Consider the following 15,012-nt stretch of genomic DNA (forward strand, 5'->3'; position numbering starts at 1 on the left):
CGTGTCACGCACCACCACGGCCGCGGCCGCGCCGCCCGTGTCCGGCACCGCGCCGGACCCGGGCGGCCGCCGTCTGCCCCGCACCCTGCACCCGGTCGCCTGGTGGATCTGGGCGCTCGCCCTGGCCACCGCCGTCAGCCGCACCAACAACCCGCTGCTGCTGTTCCTCGTCCTCGCGGTCCTCGGTTACGTCATCACCATGCGGCGTACCGAAGCCCCCTGGGCCCGCGGCTTCAAGTACTACCTCTACCTGGCCCTCACCGTCGTCGCGATCCGGGTGGCCTTCCGGGCGGTCTTCGCCACCGGCATCACCCCGCGGGACCACTTCCTCTTCTCCCTCCCCCACATCCCCACCCCCGACTGGTACGCGGGCATCCAGCTCGGCGGTCCGGTCTCCCTCGAAGCGCTGCTCTCCGCGGCCACCGACGGACTGCGGCTCGCCTGCATGCTGTGCTGCATCGGGGCGGCCAACACCCTCGCCAACCCCAAACGCGCCCTGCGGGTCCTGCCCGGCGCGCTGTACGAGCTGGGCGTCGCGGTCACCGTCTCCATCAGCGTCGCGCCCCAGCTGGTGGCGAGCGTCCAGCGCGTGCACCGCGCCCGCAGACTGCGCGCCGGCCGCCCCAAGGGCCCGCGCGCCCTGCGCGGCATCATCGTCCCCGTTCTGGAGGACGCCCTGGAGCGTTCGCTGCGGCTCGCGGCCGCCATGGACTCCCGTGGCTACGGCCGCGCCGGGACCGCCACCCGCCGTTCCCGGCGGCTGACCGGTGCGCTGATGCTGCTCGGCATGTGCGGGCTGTGCGCGGGCGCGTACGGGCTCCTCGACGCGACCGCGCCGAAACTGCTCGGGCTCCCCGCGATGGGAGCGGGCGCGGTGCTGTGCTTCGCCGGACTCCGGCTCGGCGGGCGCCGCATCACCCGTACGACCTACCGGCCCGACCCGTGGCGGGCCGCGGAGTGGGCCGTCGCCGGGTGCGGGGTGGTGTCGGCCGTCCTGCTGTTCAGCAATGCCGGTTTCAACGCCGCCGAGCTCAACCCCTCGATCTACCCGCTGAGTTGGCCGACCCTGCCGCTCGTGCCGGCGGCGGCGATCCTGCTCGCCGGCGCCGCCGGCTTCCTCGCCCCGCCCCCGACAGCCCCGGTACCCGCTCCGGCACCCGTACCCGTACCCGTACAGCGCAACGAGGAAGCCAAGTGATCCACTTCGACCAGGTCACCGTCCAGTACGACGACGCGGCCGAACCGGTCCTGCGCGAGGTGGACCTCACCGTCGAGGAGGGCGAGCTGTGCCTCGTCGTCGGCCACACCGGCGTCGGCAAGTCCACCCTCCTCGGCGCCGTCAACGGACTCGTACCGCACTTCACCGGCGGCACCCTCTACGGCCGCGTCACCGTCGACGGACGCGACACCGCCGCACACCCGCCCCGCGAACTCGCCGACGTGGTCGGGGTCGTCGGGCAGGACCCGCTCGACGGCTTCGTCACCGACACCGTCGAGGAGGAACTCGCTTACGCAATGGAGCAGTTGGCGGTGCCACCCGCCACCATGCGCAAGCGCGTCGAGGAGACCCTGGACCTCCTCGGCCTCGCGGACCTGCGCCACCGCGCCCTGCACGAGCTCTCCGGCGGCCAGCAGCAGCGGGTCGCCATCGGCTCCGTCCTCACCGCCCACCCGCGCGTACTCGTCCTGGACGAACCGACCTCCGCCCTCGACCCCACGGCCGCGGAGGAGGTCCTCGCCGCCGTCACCCGCCTCGTCCACGACCTCGGCGTCACCGTACTGCTCGCCGAACACCGCCTGGAGCGCGTGGTCCAGTACGCCGACCGCGTCATCCACCTCCCCGGCGACGGGCGTGTCGTCTCCGGGCCGCCCGCCGAGGTCTTCCGTACGTCTTCCATCGCACCGCCCATCGTGGAGCTCGGCCGCACCGCCGGATGGTCCCCGCTGCAGCTCTCGATCCGCGACGCGCGCCGCGCCGCCGCACCCCTGCGGGCACGGCTGGCCGACACGACGCCCGTACCCGTGCGCCCGGCGCCCGCCGCGGACCCCGTCACGCTGCTGAAGGCCCGCGGGGTGACCGTCACGTACCAGGGCGTCCCGGCCGTGCGCCAGGTCGGCCTCGACCTGCGCGGCGGGGAGATCACCGCCCTCATGGGCCGCAACGGCTCGGGCAAGTCCTCCCTGCTGTGGGCGCTCCAGGGCTCCGGTCCCCGCAAGGCGGGCTCCGTCGCCGTACCCACTGCCGACGGCGGGAAGGACGCGGATCCGCAGAAGCTGTCCGCGGCCGAGGCCCGCCGGCTCGTCGGTCTGGTCCCGCAGACCCCCACCGACCTCCTCTACCTGGAGAGCGTCAAGCAGGAACTCGACCAGGCGGACAGCGAATCGGGGGTGAGCGGTCCGGGCCGGGTCCGCGCCCGCGCCCTCCTGGACCGCCTGACTCCGGGCATTCCCGACGGCACGCACCCCCGCGACCTCTCCGAGGGCCAGAAGCTGGCCCTGGTCCTCGCCATCCAGCTCTCGGCGGCGCCCCGTGTGCTGCTCCTGGACGAGCCCACCCGCGGCCTCGACTACCAGGCGAAGAACGAGCTGATCCGCATCGTCGACGACCTGGCGGCCGAGGGCCGCGCCGTCGTCATCTCCACCCACGACGTCGAGTTCGTCGCCCGCGCGGCCGACCGCGTCGTGGTGATGGCCGAGGGCGACATCGTCGCCGACGGGCCCACCACCGAGGTCATCGTCGCCTCCCCCGTCTTCGCCCCGCAGACCGCGAAGATCCTCTCCCCCCTCCCCTACCTCACGGTCGCCCAGGTGGCCTCCGCCCTCCCCGACGACGGAACGGACCCCGCCCCATGACCGCGCCCGCCGCCGCCACCGCCTCGGCCACCGCACGCACCGCCGCGATCCGGATCAACGCGCGCGCCGGCATCGTCATCGCCATGGCGGCCTTCCTCGGAATCGTCGCCTTCTTCTGGCCGTTCCTCGTCGCCCCGGGGAAGTTCGGCTCGAACTACGCCCCGCCCCTGATCTTCGGCGTCCTGCTGGTCATCGTCCTGTGCGTCGTGATCTCGGAGATCGCCGAGGGCGGCATCAACTCCAAGGCGCTGGCCATGCTGGGCGTCCTGTCCGCGGTGAACGCCGCCATCCGCCCCCTCGGCGCGGGCACGGCGGGCATCGAGACCGTGTTCTTCATCCTCGTCCTCGCCGGCCGGGTCTACGGCCCGGGCTTCGGCTTCACCCTCGGCTGCACCTCGCTCTTCGCCTCCGCCCTGATCACGGGCGGGGTCGGGCCCTGGATGCCGTACCAGATGTTCGGCTGCGCCTTCGTCGGCATGCTCGCCGGTTTCCTCCCCAAGGCCGGCGGCCGCCGCGAGGTCGGCCTGCTCGCCGTCTACGGATCGGTCTCCGGCTACCTCTTCGGCTTCCTCCTCAACCTCTCCTTCTGGCCCTTCTCCCTGGACCCCAACAGCTCCATCGCCTACCTGCCGGGACTGCCCTTCACCGAGCAGTTCCAGCGCTACCTGGCCTTCGACCTGGCCACGTCGCTCGGCTGGGACACCGGTCGCGCCGTCACGAACTTCGTCTGCATCTGCCTGGCCGGGCCTGCGGTCCTCACCGTCTTCCGCCGCGCGGCCCGCAAGGCCCGCTTCGAGGCTCCCGTCCGCTTCAGCCCCCGAGGCGGTACGGGCCACGACGTCCCGTAGCCCCACCAGCGAACCGTTAGCGAACCCACGCGGAAAGCGGTTGGCGGACCACGGCGACCACTGCTACTTTTCCCGAGGCCGTGCGAAAGAACGAGGAGGTGGTACCCGTGAACGCTGTATCGACATGGGTGCTCCCCTCCGGGGTCACGGTCGGACGATAGGCAGGTCGTCCGGGAGCGCCGATCACGAGCACTCCCGAAAGGCACGACCATGCACTTCACTTCCGAGCAGCGCCTCGACGACGGCGTCCTCGTACGCGAATTCACCCTCGGCGAGATCCCCGGCACCCTGTGGACCCCCGAATCCGCCGCACCAGTCCCGCTGATCCTGATGGCCCACAACAACGGCCTGCCCAAGGGGGCGGCCCGGCTGGTGGCCCGGGCCCGGCAGTGTGCGGCGCACGGCTACGCGGTGGCGACCATCGACGCCGCCGGGTGCGGCGACCGGCCCCGTTCCGCCGCCGACGAGCAGGCGCGCGCCGACCTCCGCCGGGCGATGCAGGCCGGCGAGCCGGTCGACGCGATCTTCGAGTCCTTCATCGGCCCGCTGGTCGAAAAGGCGGTCCCGGAATGGCGGACCACCCTGGACGCCCTCCTCGCGCTGCCGGAGATCGGCGGCCCCGTCGGGTACTCGGGGTGGACCGCCGTCGGCATCCACCTCGCGGCGGTCGACCCGCGCATCACGGCCGCCGGCTTCTTCGCCGGGGGTTACGTACCCCGCGCCCAGCGCGAGGAGGCCCGGCAGGTGACCGTTCCGCTGCTGTTCCTGTTGCAGTGGGACGACGAGGGGAACCCCCGGCAGCGGGCCCTCGACCTGTTCGACGCCTTCGGCAGCAAGGAGAAGACGCTCCACGCCAACCTGGGCGGACACACCGGTACCCCGTGGTTCGAGGTGGAGGACGGAAACCGTTTCTACGACCGCCACCTGAAGTGACGCCGCGCCGCCACCGGCCCGGCAGCAGCCAGTAGGCGGTGGGCGGCGCCCGCCAGGACGCCGCCCACCGCCGTCAGGTCCGGGAGGGATCCTGAGCGACCGTGCCGTCAGAACTGCCGGCGGTTGTCCGCGTCGAGGCCGCGGCAGGCCTCCAGAAGAGCGGCGAGGTCGCGGGACGGCGGGTGGGGTCTGACGGCGAGGGAGGTCGCGACGGTCGGTGCGGGCGCGGCGAAGGGGCGGAAGACGACGCCGGGGGCCGGCTGGATCGCGGCCTGGGCGGCGTAGTAGACGGTCCATGCGGGGCGGCCCGCGGCGATGGCGGCCAGGGTGTCCTGGTCGTTGGTGAACGCCGGTCCCGGGTTCAGCTCGAAGCCCGCCGCCCGGCAGGCCGCGGTGACGGCCTTCACCAGCGGCGGGTTCTCCTCGTGCGTGGCGATCCGCAGGGGCAGCCCGGCCAGGTCCGCCGCGGCCACCTCGGGGTCCGCGGCCAGGGGATGACGCGCGGGAAGGGCGGCGACCAGCTCCTCCTCCCACAGCGGCAGCACTTCCAAGCCGGGCAGGGAGTCCACGCCCCGGACGAACGCCGCGTCCAGCTCCCCGTCCCGGACGTGCCGCAACCGCGTGGCCAGGGGCACGCCGACCAGCTCCACCATCAGCGCGGGCGCGTGCTCGGCAAGGGCGGAGAGCGTCTTCGCCAGCCGACGGCCCAGGCCGGTGCTGGTACCCAGCCGCAGCGTGGCGTCCCGCTCCCGGCGCAGCCCCGTCAACACCTCGGATGCGGCCCGTTCGGCGTCCAGCAGGGCGCGTGCGTACGGCAGGAACACCCGCCCGGCGTGTGTCAGCGTGACCGTCCGCGTCGTGCGGTCGAAGAGCTGCGAGCCGAACTCCCGCTCCAGCCTGCGGATCTGCTGGCTGACGGTCGGCTGACCGATGTGCAGCCGACCGGCGGCGCGCCCGAAGTGCAGTTCCTCGGCCACCACGACGAAGTACCGGACCTGGCACAGCTCCACGAGCGCCTCCCGCCCCCCGCTGGATTCATCATGATCATCGATGAGTCTATGCGCGGATCGCGCGTTGGACGGAGGGCCTTCCTCGGCTGGAATGACCTCCTGCGTAGCACGCGGCGCAGGAACACCGGGCCGCACAACGGAGAGGGACCGCCATGGGAGTCGCGAACGTCAACGGGACCAGCCTCTACTACGAGGCGCACGGCGCGGGCCGTGCGCTGGTCTTCCTGCACGGCTGGGGCACCAGTGGCCGAGTGTGGGACGCGCAGGCCGCCGACCTGAGCCGCGACCACCACGTGATCACCGTCGACTGGCGCGGCTGCGGCCGGTCGGAGCGAGCCGCGACCGGCTACACCATCGCCGATGTCACCCACGACACCCTGGGGTTCCTGGACGCGCTGGAGCTCAAGGCACCCGTGCTGATCGGCTCGTCGATCGCGGGGGCGTTCGTGCTGGAGGCGGCGCTGGCCGCGCCCCGGCGGATCGGCGCGGTGATCCCGGTGGACGCGGGGGTGCACCACTTCTCGGCCGGCATGCGGGAGGCGATGGCCGGGCTGCTGGCCGACCTGCGGGCGGACCGTGCCGGCACTCTGGCCGACCTCGTGCCGCACTGGTATCGGCCGGGGGCCGACAGAGCCGTGATCGACCGGACGGTGCGACAGCTCCTGGACTCCACCTGCCTGATCGACCGCCTCGTGGCCGACCAGGCGGACTACGACCCCCGCCCCCGCCTGGGCGGGCTCCGGGTGCCCGTCCACTTCCTCCACGGCGAGCTGGACACCGAGGTCCCCCTCAAGGTGCCCCGGGAGTGCGCGGCGCTCATCCCGGGGGCCGGACTCACCGTGATCGAGGGCGCGGGCCACATGTCCCAGCAGGACCAGCCCGAACGCTTCAACACGGCACTGCGCGCAGCGCTCGCATCGATGCCGGAACGGGCTGCCTGAGGGTCCGCGGTACCCTGCCGCGCCGCGCCGTGCCCTGCCGTCAGAGGCGGTTGGACAGGTCTCCGTAGTAGCCGCCGACCTGGCGGTGGTAGTCCTGGTTGCCCAGGTGGGCATCCTTGTCGAACTCCGGAGCCGCCTTGATCTGTTCCTTGGTCTGGCCCACGTAGATCTTCTCCTCCTGCGCGTCGATCCGCTCGATCGTGCCCGCCGGCAGGAGGACCTCCTTGCCGAAGATCCACGGACCGGTGTCGACCACGATGTACGCGGAGTTGACGTCGTCGGAGTGCTTGTCGACCTTGCCGATGGAGCCGTCCGTCGCCTCGACCTTGTAGCCCGTCAGGTCGGAACCGGCCGTACGGCCGGACGTCTCGCGGTAGCCCCACACATTGGCAGTCATATGAAAGTCCCTCCAAAATGCTCGGTACCAAAGGCCACTTCATACCCACGATCCATCAGAACCGGGAAAGAGCGGCGCCGTCGGAATCACGCCTGCCCTGGAAAGACCGGACCACGCATCCGAATCGGACCGGGGTTTCGTCAGTGCGGCCACCGTGGCGCGGGAGACAGGTGTGGGGCCCGTACCTGGACGGTACGGGCCCCACATCACACCTGGTGGGCAGTGTTGCCCACTACCAGCGGTACCAGCGGCCGCTGCCGCCCTTCGGACGGGCGACGAAACCCAGCAGCCAGATGACCAGCACCGCGATCGCGATCCACCAAAGGATCTTGACCGCGAAACCGGCACCGAAAAGAAGCAGAACCAGCAGAAGAACGAGAAGCAGGGGAACCATAGTTATCAACCTCCGAGCAGTCATGTGCCCGGGCACTCCACAGCCATGCGTTCGAAATTTATCTGTTTCTTATCGGCGCGGACGGGAAATAGCGTGGGCCCCGCTCGACGGAATCCCTGACGATCATTGCCGGAAGTCCCGGCGGAGAGGCGCACGTACCGGTGAGCCGCATCCGCCGACCGGCCCTGGCCGGGGCGTGCCGCGGCCGGTTGCCGCTCCTGGCCTGCTAGGCAGGCAGGTGCCGCGGCCGGGTCTCCCGGCCCGGGCCCAGGGCCGGGGCGCCGGCCCTCCGCCCGTCCCCCACCGCACCCGCCCACCGCACCCAGGGAGATCCGCACGTGCCCATCCGCACCCGCGGCCACCGCCTGCGCACCGCGCTGTCCGCCATCGCCCTCACCTCCGCCGTGCTCGGCTCGACGCTGCTCCAGCCCGCGCAGGCTGCCGACGGCGGCCCGCCGCGGCACGACCAGCGCCTGCAGCGCCAGCTCGACGGGCTCGTCGCCCAGGACGACGGCCCGCCCGGGGTGATCGCCCTGCTCACGAGGGGCGACCGTACGCAGGTGTACACCGCCGGCGTCGGCGACATCGCCACCGGCCGTCCGCCGCGCCCTGACGACCACATGCGGATCGCCAGCGTCGCCAAGGCGTTCAGCGGCGCCGTCGCCCTCCGGCTCGTCGACCAGGGCCGGCTGTCCCTCGACGACACCATCGCCGACCGGCTGCCCGGACAGCCGGCTGCCTGGGGCGCGGTGACGCTGCGCCAGCTCCTGGCGCACACCAGCGGCCTGCCCGACTACTCCGCCGACCCCGAGTTCGTGGCCGTCCTCACCGCCGACCCCCGCCACGTCTTCGACCCGCGCCGGCTCCTCGACTTCGTCGCCGACGAGCCGCTGCGCTTCCGCCCCGGCTCCCTGTACGAGTACTCCAACTCCGACAACATCGCGATCGCGCTGATGGCGGAGGCCGCGACCGGCCGCCCGTACGAGGACCTCCTCCGCGAGCTCGTGTACCGGCCGCTGGGCCTGCACCGCACCAGCCTCCCGCTGGGCTACCGGCTCCCGCGGCCCTTCCTGCACGGCTACGCGGTCGCCCCGCCGGCCGCGCCCGAGGATGTGAGCGAGGCCTTCGGCGCCTCCGGAGCCTGGGCCTCGGGCGGTATCGTCTCCACCCCCAGGGAGCTGGGCACCTTCATCCGCGCCTACGGCGGTCCCGCGCTGCTCTCGGACCGGACCCGCGAGGCGCAGCTCGAATTCCGCCCGGGCGACTCCTCCGAGCCCCCGGGACCCGGCACGAACGCCGCCGGGCTGGCCATCTTCCGGTACACCACCCGATGCGGCGTGCTCTACGGCCACACCGGGAACACCGCCGGCTACACCCAGCTCGCCGCCACCACGCCCGACGGCACCCGCTCCCTGACGTTCTCCATCAACACCCAGACCAGCGCGAGCAACAAGCCCGCCCTGCTCGCGCGACTGCGCACCGTCCAGGAGGAGTTCGCCTGCGCCCTCCTCAAGGACGAGTGAGGCGGCCACCCACCGTTCGGCACGGGGAGCAACACCGCCACCGCCGAGGCGCAGGGCCGCGGGGTGCTCAGGAGCCCGTGCAGTGCTTGCTGCCCAGGGCCGCCTCGGCGCCCTTGTCGTAGCCGGACTGCCAGTTCGGGTCCGGGGCGAGGTTCTTCGGCGGGTTCTTCTCGCAGGTCGCCAGGGTGTCCTTCAGGCCCTGCTGGTAACCCGTCCGGTACTGCTCGTTCGCGGGCGGGGGGCTCGTCTGCGGGCTGGGCGGCGGGCTCTGCGGCGCCGCGGCCCTGGCGCAGCCCACGGCAGGATCCTGCGCGGACTCCGCCGTGTAGACGTGGTCGGGCAGGGAGGCGCGGGTGAACGAGCCGTTGGGCGCGGGTATGCCGCGCCGGCTCCCCCGTCGCCGCGTCCGCGCGATCTCCCTCCCACGATCGCGCCGCTCGCCCCCGGTGTCGAGCGGCGCCATACTGCGGTCGACAGGGTCGCGGGGCGGCAGGACGATGGAAGGTACGCGGGGAACTGCCGTGTCCGCCGTTCGGGGCCGGAACCGCGTGTACCCCTTGGCCACGCGAAGGGGGCGCCCTCCTCGCGTACGTTTCCCCGCGCTCCCGACCCGGACCGATCGCGGAAGGAACGAAGACATGCGCAGCTACCGACTCAGGTGCCTGGTGGCGACTCCTCCCCTGGTCATCTCCTCGCTCGCCATCGGGCCGGCCGCCTTCGCGCGTTCAGCCCCGGACGCCGTGCCGGCGGCGTCCTGCCAGGTCGTCGCGAACAAGTCGGCGCCCGGCACGGTCGTGTTCGACTTCCAGGGCTTCAACGGACCGTTCGTCCTCACGAACAAGGACGCCGGAACGTCCACGACCCTGACCGGCTTCGGAACTGACCTCCACTACTCCGGCGGTGAGAAGCCCGGCATCTACACGGCGACTCCGGCCGGCGGCCCCTCCGTCACCTGCACCGGGAACGGTGCGGCGGCGGAGGCCGAGGGGGAAGGCGACCAGGCCAAGGCGCAGGAGCAGTTCCGGACGGGTTACCAGCAGGGCCTGAGGGACACCCTGGCGACCTGTGAGAAGAACCCGCCGAAGAACCTCGCCCCGGACCCGAACTGGCAGTCCGGCTACGACAAGGGCGCTGCGACGGCCCTGGGCAGCAAGCGCTGCACCGACAACGGCTGAACGGCTCCCGCCCAGCGGTTTCCCCGGCGCTCCGGACATCCCCGTCCGGCGGGACCGGTCAGGGCAGCGGGACGGCCCGGGCAGTGATCCAGAGTTCGTACCACTCCTCGTGCGTGAGGTCGGGCTCGCGCACGGCCGCGTCCCGGCAGGCGCGGATGCGGTCCGGGCGGGCGCTGCCGATGACCGGGGCGATGCCCGCGGGATGACGGGCCAGCCACCACAGCAGGATCGTTTCGGGGGTCGTGTCCTTCTTGCGGGCGAGGTCGGCCAGGAGTTCCGCGGTGGCGTGCTCGGCGGCCGTGCTCTGACGGCCGGTGAAGCGCCCCTGCGCCAGAGCGCCCCAGGCCTGGAGGCGGATGCCGTGGTCGCGGCAGTGTTCCAGCGTGCCGAAGGGGAAGCCGTTGGAGGCGTACGCGGGGGTGTTGAGCAGGACACCGGCCTCGACCCAGTCGCGGCTGTGCAGGCTCATCTCCAGCTGGTTGGCGACGAGCGGTACGTCGAGCCGCGCCTGGAGGGCCGTGATCTGCGGGGCGCCCATGTTGGACACCCCGAAGGAGCGGACGAGGCCCTGCCGGTGGAGGGACATCAGCGCCCCCGCGGTCTCGTCCGGGTCCGCGAGCGGGTCGGGGCGGTGCAGCAGCAGTACGTCGATCACGTCCGTGCGCAGCCGCGTCAGGCTCTCCTCGACGCGCCGGACGATGCTCGGGCCGCGCAAGTCGTACCGGCCGGGGCCGTCCTCCCCGCCGAGGCGGATGCCGCACTTGGTCTGCAGGGTGATCCGCTCGCGCAGGCCGGGTGTGCGCGCGAGCACTTCGCCGAACACGGCCTCGGCCTTGCCGTGGCGGTAGATGTCGGCGTGGTCGAAGGTGGTGATGCCGCTGTCGAGGGCCGCTTCGACGGCGGCCTCGGCCACGTCGATGTCATCCGGTCCGTACGGGTCCGGTTCCCAGCTCCCGCCGAGGCCCATGCAGCCGTACAGCACCCGGTCGCCCGCGGCGTCCCCGCGCGCGCTGTCGTCTGTGTTCTTCAGGTTGTCCGCCACGCGCCCACCCTATGGGGCGTCCTGCCGTGAGCCCAGGGCCGGTATCCGGTGTGGGGTGTGGGGCCGGGGCGGACCCGGCTCGCGGGTGACGCGCCTAGTGCCTCGCCCGGGAGAGGCGGACGCCGGTCCAGTCCCCGGCGATGCTGATGGCCTTGGTCCGGGACAGCCCGGCCGTCGCCACCGCCTCGCCGATGTCGCCCGCTTCCACGAACCCCGCGCGTCCGGGCTTCGGGGTGCACAGCCAGAGCTCGCCGTCCGCTTCCAGGTAGGTGAGGGAGTCCACCAGGGCGTCCGTGAGATCGCCGTCGTCAAGGCGGAACCAGAGCAGGACCGCGTCGGCGACGTCGTCGAGCTCCTCCCCCTCCAGCGGCTTCCCGGTCAGCGAGGCGATCCCCTCGCGGAGTTCCTCGTCCACGTCACCGCCGTGGCCGATCTCCTGGACTACCTGCCCCGACACGAAGCCCATCCGCGCCGCCGCGCTCGCGCGCTCTTCCGCCTGATCCACAGCCGCCGACACCGGGCCTCTCGATCGCCAGGGCGCGCCCCACGGCGCACGTCACCCCGGTAGCCAATCAGAGAAAGGGGGTGATGGCGGGCATGTGACGCCAAGCCGGACATCGAGTCGATGGCTGCGGCCGCCGCTCGCCCACCCCTCCGCCCCTTGCCTCACCTATCGAGATTCGATAGATTCCCATCGTAAGTCGATGGAGGGATGGGGTTATGGGAAAGCTGGCAGTGGCCGCGTTGCGCGCCGTGCTCGCGGTGGTGCTCACCGGCACCGTGTTCGTACAGGCATCGATGGTGTGGGTGTTGTTCACCGACCCGGAGGACGAGACGCTTCCGCTGACCCCGCTGCGCGTGATCACGATCCTGGGCATGCTGGCGGCCCAGGCCGCCCTGGTCTGCGTGTGGCGGCTGGTGACGATGGTGCGGCGCGGCACCGTGTTCTCCCACGCCGCCTTCCGGTACGTGGACGTCGTGATCGGCGCGATCGTGGCCGCCTCCCTCCTGTGGTTCGCGGTCACGATCGTCAACGCGCCGGGCCAGCGGGAGGACCCGGGCGTCACCGTCATCATGGGCGGGATCGGCCTGGCCATCCTGGGGGTCGCGCTCATCGTGCTCGTACTGCGGATGCTGCTCGCCCAGGCCGTCGCGCGTGACGTCGAAGCCACGCAGATGCAGGCCGAGCTGGACGAGGTCATCTGATGCCGATCGCCGTCGACATCGACGTGATGCTGGCCAGGCGGAAGATGTCCGTGGGCGAGCTCGCGGACCGCGTGGGGATCACGCCCGCCAACCTGGCGGTACTCAAGAACGGCCGCGCCAAGGCGGTGCGCTTCGCGACGCTCGCCGCGCTGTGCGACGTACTCGAATGCCAGCCGGGCGACCTGCTGCGCTGGGAGGCCGAGGACGCGGAGGACGACTGACACCCCGGGCCGGACCGCCACCGGATGCGCCGCGCGGCGGCCGGACCGGACATCCGCATGCCGGCCACGCCTTCGCGGGCGTGGCCGGCATCGGCTTTCAACGCGTACCGGCCGGGCGTGCGGTCAGTGGTGGGCGGTCATGTGCGTGAGGATCTGTTCGGCGCTGTCGGGGGCGAAGGCACTGTCGAGGGCATCGGCCGCGCCCTCGGCCGCCTCGATGGAGCGGGGCAGGAGGAGCTTCTCGTAGGCGGTGACGGCGTCGTCGAGGGCCGCGTGGTCGACGAGGGCGCGGGCGAGGTCCGCGCCGTCCCGCATGGCGAGGTTGGCGCCCATGCCGGAGAACGGGGACATCAGGTGAGCGGCGTCGCCCAGCAGGGTGACGCCGTCGGTGCGGTCCCAGGTGTGGGGGACGGGAAGGGCGAACAGGGGGCGGTTGACGTAACCGGTGTCCGTGTCGGTGATGAAGCCCCGCAGGGCCGGGCTCCAGTCGGCGAAGCGTTCCAGTAGGGCGTCGCGGACGGCGCGGGGGTCGGCCAGGTCGACGCCGGCCCGCCGGTGCCAGTCCTCGGGCGTGCGCATGCCGACGTAGATGCGGATGTGGCCACCGCTGTTGCGCTGGGCGACGATGCCGAGGTTGTCGTCGAGAGCCATCATCGTGCCGGCGCCGGTGAGGGCGGCCAGCGCCGGGTGGCGGGTGTCGGCGTCGTTCAGGCCGGTTTCCACGAAGGTGACTCCCGTATAGACGGGCACGGCATCGGACACCAACGGGCGCACTCGCGACCAGGCGCCGTCCGCCCCGATGACCAAGTCGGCTTCGGTGGTGTGGGCGTGGGCGAAGTGCAGGCGGTGGCGGCCGTCGCCGAGCGGTTCGACGTGGTCCAGCCTGTGGCCCCACCGGACGGTGCCGGGCGCGAGGGAGCCGAGGAGGAGATCGCGCAACTGCCCGCGGTCGATCTCGGGATTCCCCTGGCCGCCTTGGGGCGGAGCCGCGTCGAACGTCATCCGCCCGTCGCGCCCGGCCAGACGCCACTGTTCGCCCTCGGGACGGGCCAGGACTGCGAAGTCGTCCCACAAGCCGGCGGCGCACAGGGCGTGCCGGCCGGTGTCGGGGTGCATGTCGAGGGAGCCGCCCTGGTCACGGGCCGTCGCGGAGGCGTCGAGGTCGTAGACGGTGACGTCGATGCCGTGGCGCTGGAGTATGCGGGCGCAGATCAGACCTCCGGGGCCGGCGCCGACCACGGCGATACGGGCGGGCGTGCGGGTGGGATTACGGGTCACGGGCGTTCTCCTTGTTGGGCCGGTCAGATCGACGGCGGTGGTTCCACAAAAGCACAACGACCCAATAAGTTCAACGATACAAGTTTTTTCATCAGGCAAGATCGAGTACGATGCAAGAATGACGACCACCATGGGACGGCGCGAACGCAAGAAGGCCGCCACCCGCAAAGCGCTCGCCGACGCCGCCCTGCGCCTCTTCATCGAGCACGGCTACGACGCCGTGACCCTGCACGACGTCGCCGAGGCGGCCGACGTGTCGACCACCACGCTCCTCAAGTACTTCCCGAGCAAAGAGGCCCTCGTCTTCGACGAAGAGGCAGACCAAGAGGCCGCACTCGTCTCCGCCGTCCGCGACCGCACCCCCGGCACGACCATCCCCCAGGCCCTGCGCGCGCACGTCAAACGCGTCCGCATCCGCCCCGCCGATCCCGACGCCCACTCCGAAACCGACACCGGCTACGGCGACTTCTTCGATCTGGTGGCCGGCACCCCCGCCCTCAGCGACTACGGCCACCGCATGTGGATGCGCCGCCAGGACGCCCTCGCCCGCGCCATCGCGGAAGACACCGGCGCCCCGTCCGATGACCTGCGCAGCGCCGCGCTGGCCCGCTTCGCGCTGGAGGCCTCCGCCTTCGCGCGCGCCGCCGCCGATGCCGAGCAAGCCCTCGACGCCGCTTTCGATCTCCTTGAGAACGGATGGAGCGCCACGGGATCTCGTGCCTAGGGCGTGGGGATGTCGCTGAGCCACATAGCCCTCTCCTCCGGTCGTTCGATCGAGCTCTCCGAGCTACGGATGTCCTCGACCTACGGCGGGATGCTGGAGGGCTACCCGTGCAAGCGCATCAACGACTGGAAGGTCAGCGGTCTTCTGCACCGGGCCGAACGCGCCTTCCCCTCCCTGCCCGTCCATCTCGTTTCCCCCGCACGCGAGTACCCGGATCAGAGCGGGGGCGCGTTCGGGCCCGTCGAGGTGCTGCCGTCCGTGGCCTGCGTCGGTGCCTTCAGCTCGACAGCGGTCGATCCCGGCCTCGACCCGGTCCTGCACCACTCCGTCCTCGTCATCGCCTGGTTCCAGCCCCTCCCGGACGTCCCGTCAGGCGAGAACGCCGATCCTGCGCTCCGCGGCATCCCCTGGGAGGAACTGGCCCGGGACCATGAGTTCTAGCCACGCCTGCGACGCATGACCAGGGG

General features: G+C 72.0%; 18 protein-coding genes. 11 read left to right on the forward strand and 7 right to left on the reverse strand.

Annotation, left to right across the window (positions count from 1 at the left end):
* Position 1 precedes the first annotated feature (1 nt).
* The 4 genes from IE248_RS35625 to IE248_RS35640 all read left to right on the forward strand — a co-directional run bounded on the left by IE248_RS35625 (position 2) and on the right by IE248_RS35640 (position 4,634).
* Entirely contained in the window at positions 2-1,198 is a 1,197-nt protein-coding gene (locus IE248_RS35625) for an energy-coupling factor transporter transmembrane component T (RefSeq protein WP_190032946.1), read from the forward strand.
* Entirely contained in the window at positions 1,195-2,853 is a 1,659-nt protein-coding gene (locus IE248_RS35630) for an ABC transporter ATP-binding protein (RefSeq protein WP_190032947.1), read from the forward strand. Before IE248_RS35625 ends, IE248_RS35630 begins: the two co-directional genes overlap by 4 nt.
* Positions 2,850-3,701: an ECF transporter S component gene (locus IE248_RS35635; protein WP_190032948.1), complete on the forward strand. Its 852-nt coding sequence runs from the start codon at positions 2,850-2,852 to the stop codon at positions 3,699-3,701. Before IE248_RS35630 ends, IE248_RS35635 begins: the two co-directional genes overlap by 4 nt.
* Positions 3,702-3,911: 210 nt before the next feature.
* Positions 3,912-4,634 carry a dienelactone hydrolase family protein gene (locus IE248_RS35640; protein ID WP_190032949.1) on the forward strand — a complete coding sequence of 241 codons (723 nt, stop codon included), beginning with the start codon at positions 3,912-3,914 and terminating at the stop codon, positions 4,632-4,634.
* A gap of 107 nt (positions 4,635-4,741) precedes the next feature.
* Here the strand turns inward: IE248_RS35640 and IE248_RS35645 are convergent, their stop codons facing one another.
* Positions 4,742-5,644: a LysR family transcriptional regulator gene (locus IE248_RS35645; RefSeq protein WP_190032950.1), complete on the reverse strand. Its 903-nt coding sequence runs from the start codon at positions 5,642-5,644 to the stop codon at positions 4,742-4,744.
* A gap of 152 nt (positions 5,645-5,796) precedes the next feature.
* Between IE248_RS35645 and IE248_RS35650 the strand changes: the two genes are divergently transcribed.
* Positions 5,797-6,585 carry an alpha/beta fold hydrolase gene (locus IE248_RS35650; RefSeq protein ID WP_190032951.1) on the forward strand — a complete coding sequence of 263 codons (789 nt, stop codon included), beginning with the start codon at positions 5,797-5,799 and terminating at the stop codon, positions 6,583-6,585.
* A 40-nt stretch (positions 6,586-6,625) separates the two neighbouring features.
* On the opposite strand, the gene IE248_RS35655 is transcribed toward IE248_RS35650, so the two are convergent.
* Both IE248_RS35655 and IE248_RS35660 read right to left on the reverse strand, forming a co-directional pair.
* Positions 6,626-6,982: a PRC-barrel domain-containing protein gene (locus IE248_RS35655; protein WP_073799039.1), complete on the reverse strand. Its 357-nt coding sequence runs from the start codon at positions 6,980-6,982 to the stop codon at positions 6,626-6,628.
* Positions 6,983-7,214: 232 nt separating this feature from the next.
* On the reverse strand, positions 7,215-7,400 hold the full coding sequence (locus IE248_RS35660; protein ID WP_008736997.1) for a hypothetical protein: 186 nt from the start codon (positions 7,398-7,400) through the stop codon (positions 7,215-7,217).
* A 314-nt stretch (positions 7,401-7,714) separates the two neighbouring features.
* On the opposite strand from IE248_RS35660, the gene IE248_RS35665 reads away from it, so the two are divergent.
* Positions 7,715-8,899 carry a serine hydrolase domain-containing protein gene (locus tag IE248_RS35665; RefSeq protein WP_190032952.1) on the forward strand — a complete coding sequence of 395 codons (1,185 nt, stop codon included), beginning with the start codon at positions 7,715-7,717 and terminating at the stop codon, positions 8,897-8,899.
* A 67-nt stretch (positions 8,900-8,966) separates the two neighbouring features.
* On the opposite strand, the gene IE248_RS35670 is transcribed toward IE248_RS35665, so the two are convergent.
* On the reverse strand, positions 8,967-9,362 hold the full coding sequence (locus IE248_RS35670) for a hypothetical protein (RefSeq protein WP_190032953.1): 396 nt from the start codon (positions 9,360-9,362) through the stop codon (positions 8,967-8,969).
* A gap of 175 nt (positions 9,363-9,537) precedes the next feature.
* On the opposite strand from IE248_RS35670, the gene IE248_RS35675 reads away from it, so the two are divergent.
* Positions 9,538-10,074 (forward strand): hypothetical protein, encoded by a 537-nt coding sequence (locus IE248_RS35675; protein ID WP_190032954.1) that lies wholly within the window; start codon positions 9,538-9,540, stop codon positions 10,072-10,074.
* Between the two features lie 58 nt (positions 10,075-10,132).
* On the opposite strand, the gene IE248_RS35680 is transcribed toward IE248_RS35675, so the two are convergent.
* On the reverse strand, positions 10,133-11,116 hold the full coding sequence (locus IE248_RS35680; RefSeq protein ID WP_229895770.1) for an aldo/keto reductase: 984 nt from the start codon (positions 11,114-11,116) through the stop codon (positions 10,133-10,135).
* A gap of 94 nt (positions 11,117-11,210) precedes the next feature.
* Positions 11,211-11,633: a DUF3052 domain-containing protein gene (locus tag IE248_RS35685; protein WP_073796397.1), complete on the reverse strand. Its 423-nt coding sequence runs from the start codon at positions 11,631-11,633 to the stop codon at positions 11,211-11,213.
* Between the two features lie 203 nt (positions 11,634-11,836).
* On the opposite strand from IE248_RS35685, the gene IE248_RS35690 reads away from it, so the two are divergent.
* Both IE248_RS35690 and IE248_RS35695 read left to right on the forward strand, forming a co-directional pair.
* A complete protein-coding gene (locus tag IE248_RS35690) occupies positions 11,837-12,322 on the forward strand; it encodes a DUF2975 domain-containing protein (protein ID WP_008737005.1) in 486 nt (161 codons plus the stop codon).
* Positions 12,322-12,543: a helix-turn-helix domain-containing protein gene (locus tag IE248_RS35695; RefSeq protein ID WP_073796398.1), complete on the forward strand. Its 222-nt coding sequence runs from the start codon at positions 12,322-12,324 to the stop codon at positions 12,541-12,543. Before IE248_RS35690 ends, IE248_RS35695 begins: the two co-directional genes overlap by 1 nt.
* Positions 12,544-12,666: 123 nt before the next feature.
* Here the strand turns inward: IE248_RS35695 and IE248_RS35700 are convergent, their stop codons facing one another.
* Complete coding sequence (locus IE248_RS35700; RefSeq protein ID WP_190032955.1) at positions 12,667-13,821, reverse strand: FAD-dependent oxidoreductase; 1,155 nt, start codon at positions 13,819-13,821, stop codon at positions 12,667-12,669.
* Between the two features lie 130 nt (positions 13,822-13,951).
* On the opposite strand from IE248_RS35700, the gene IE248_RS35705 reads away from it, so the two are divergent.
* Both IE248_RS35705 and IE248_RS35710 read left to right on the forward strand, forming a co-directional pair.
* Positions 13,952-14,545 carry a TetR/AcrR family transcriptional regulator gene (locus IE248_RS35705; protein ID WP_190032976.1) on the forward strand — a complete coding sequence of 198 codons (594 nt, stop codon included), beginning with the start codon at positions 13,952-13,954 and terminating at the stop codon, positions 14,543-14,545.
* Between the two features lie 9 nt (positions 14,546-14,554).
* Positions 14,555-14,986, forward strand: coding sequence for a hypothetical protein (locus IE248_RS35710; protein WP_190032956.1), 432 nt, complete (start codon positions 14,555-14,557; stop codon positions 14,984-14,986).
* The last annotated feature ends 26 nt before the right edge of the window (positions 14,987-15,012 follow it).

Source organism: Streptomyces goshikiensis (assembly GCF_014650555.1).
GTDB classification, from domain to species: domain Bacteria; phylum Actinomycetota; class Actinomycetes; order Streptomycetales; family Streptomycetaceae; genus Streptomyces; species Streptomyces goshikiensis.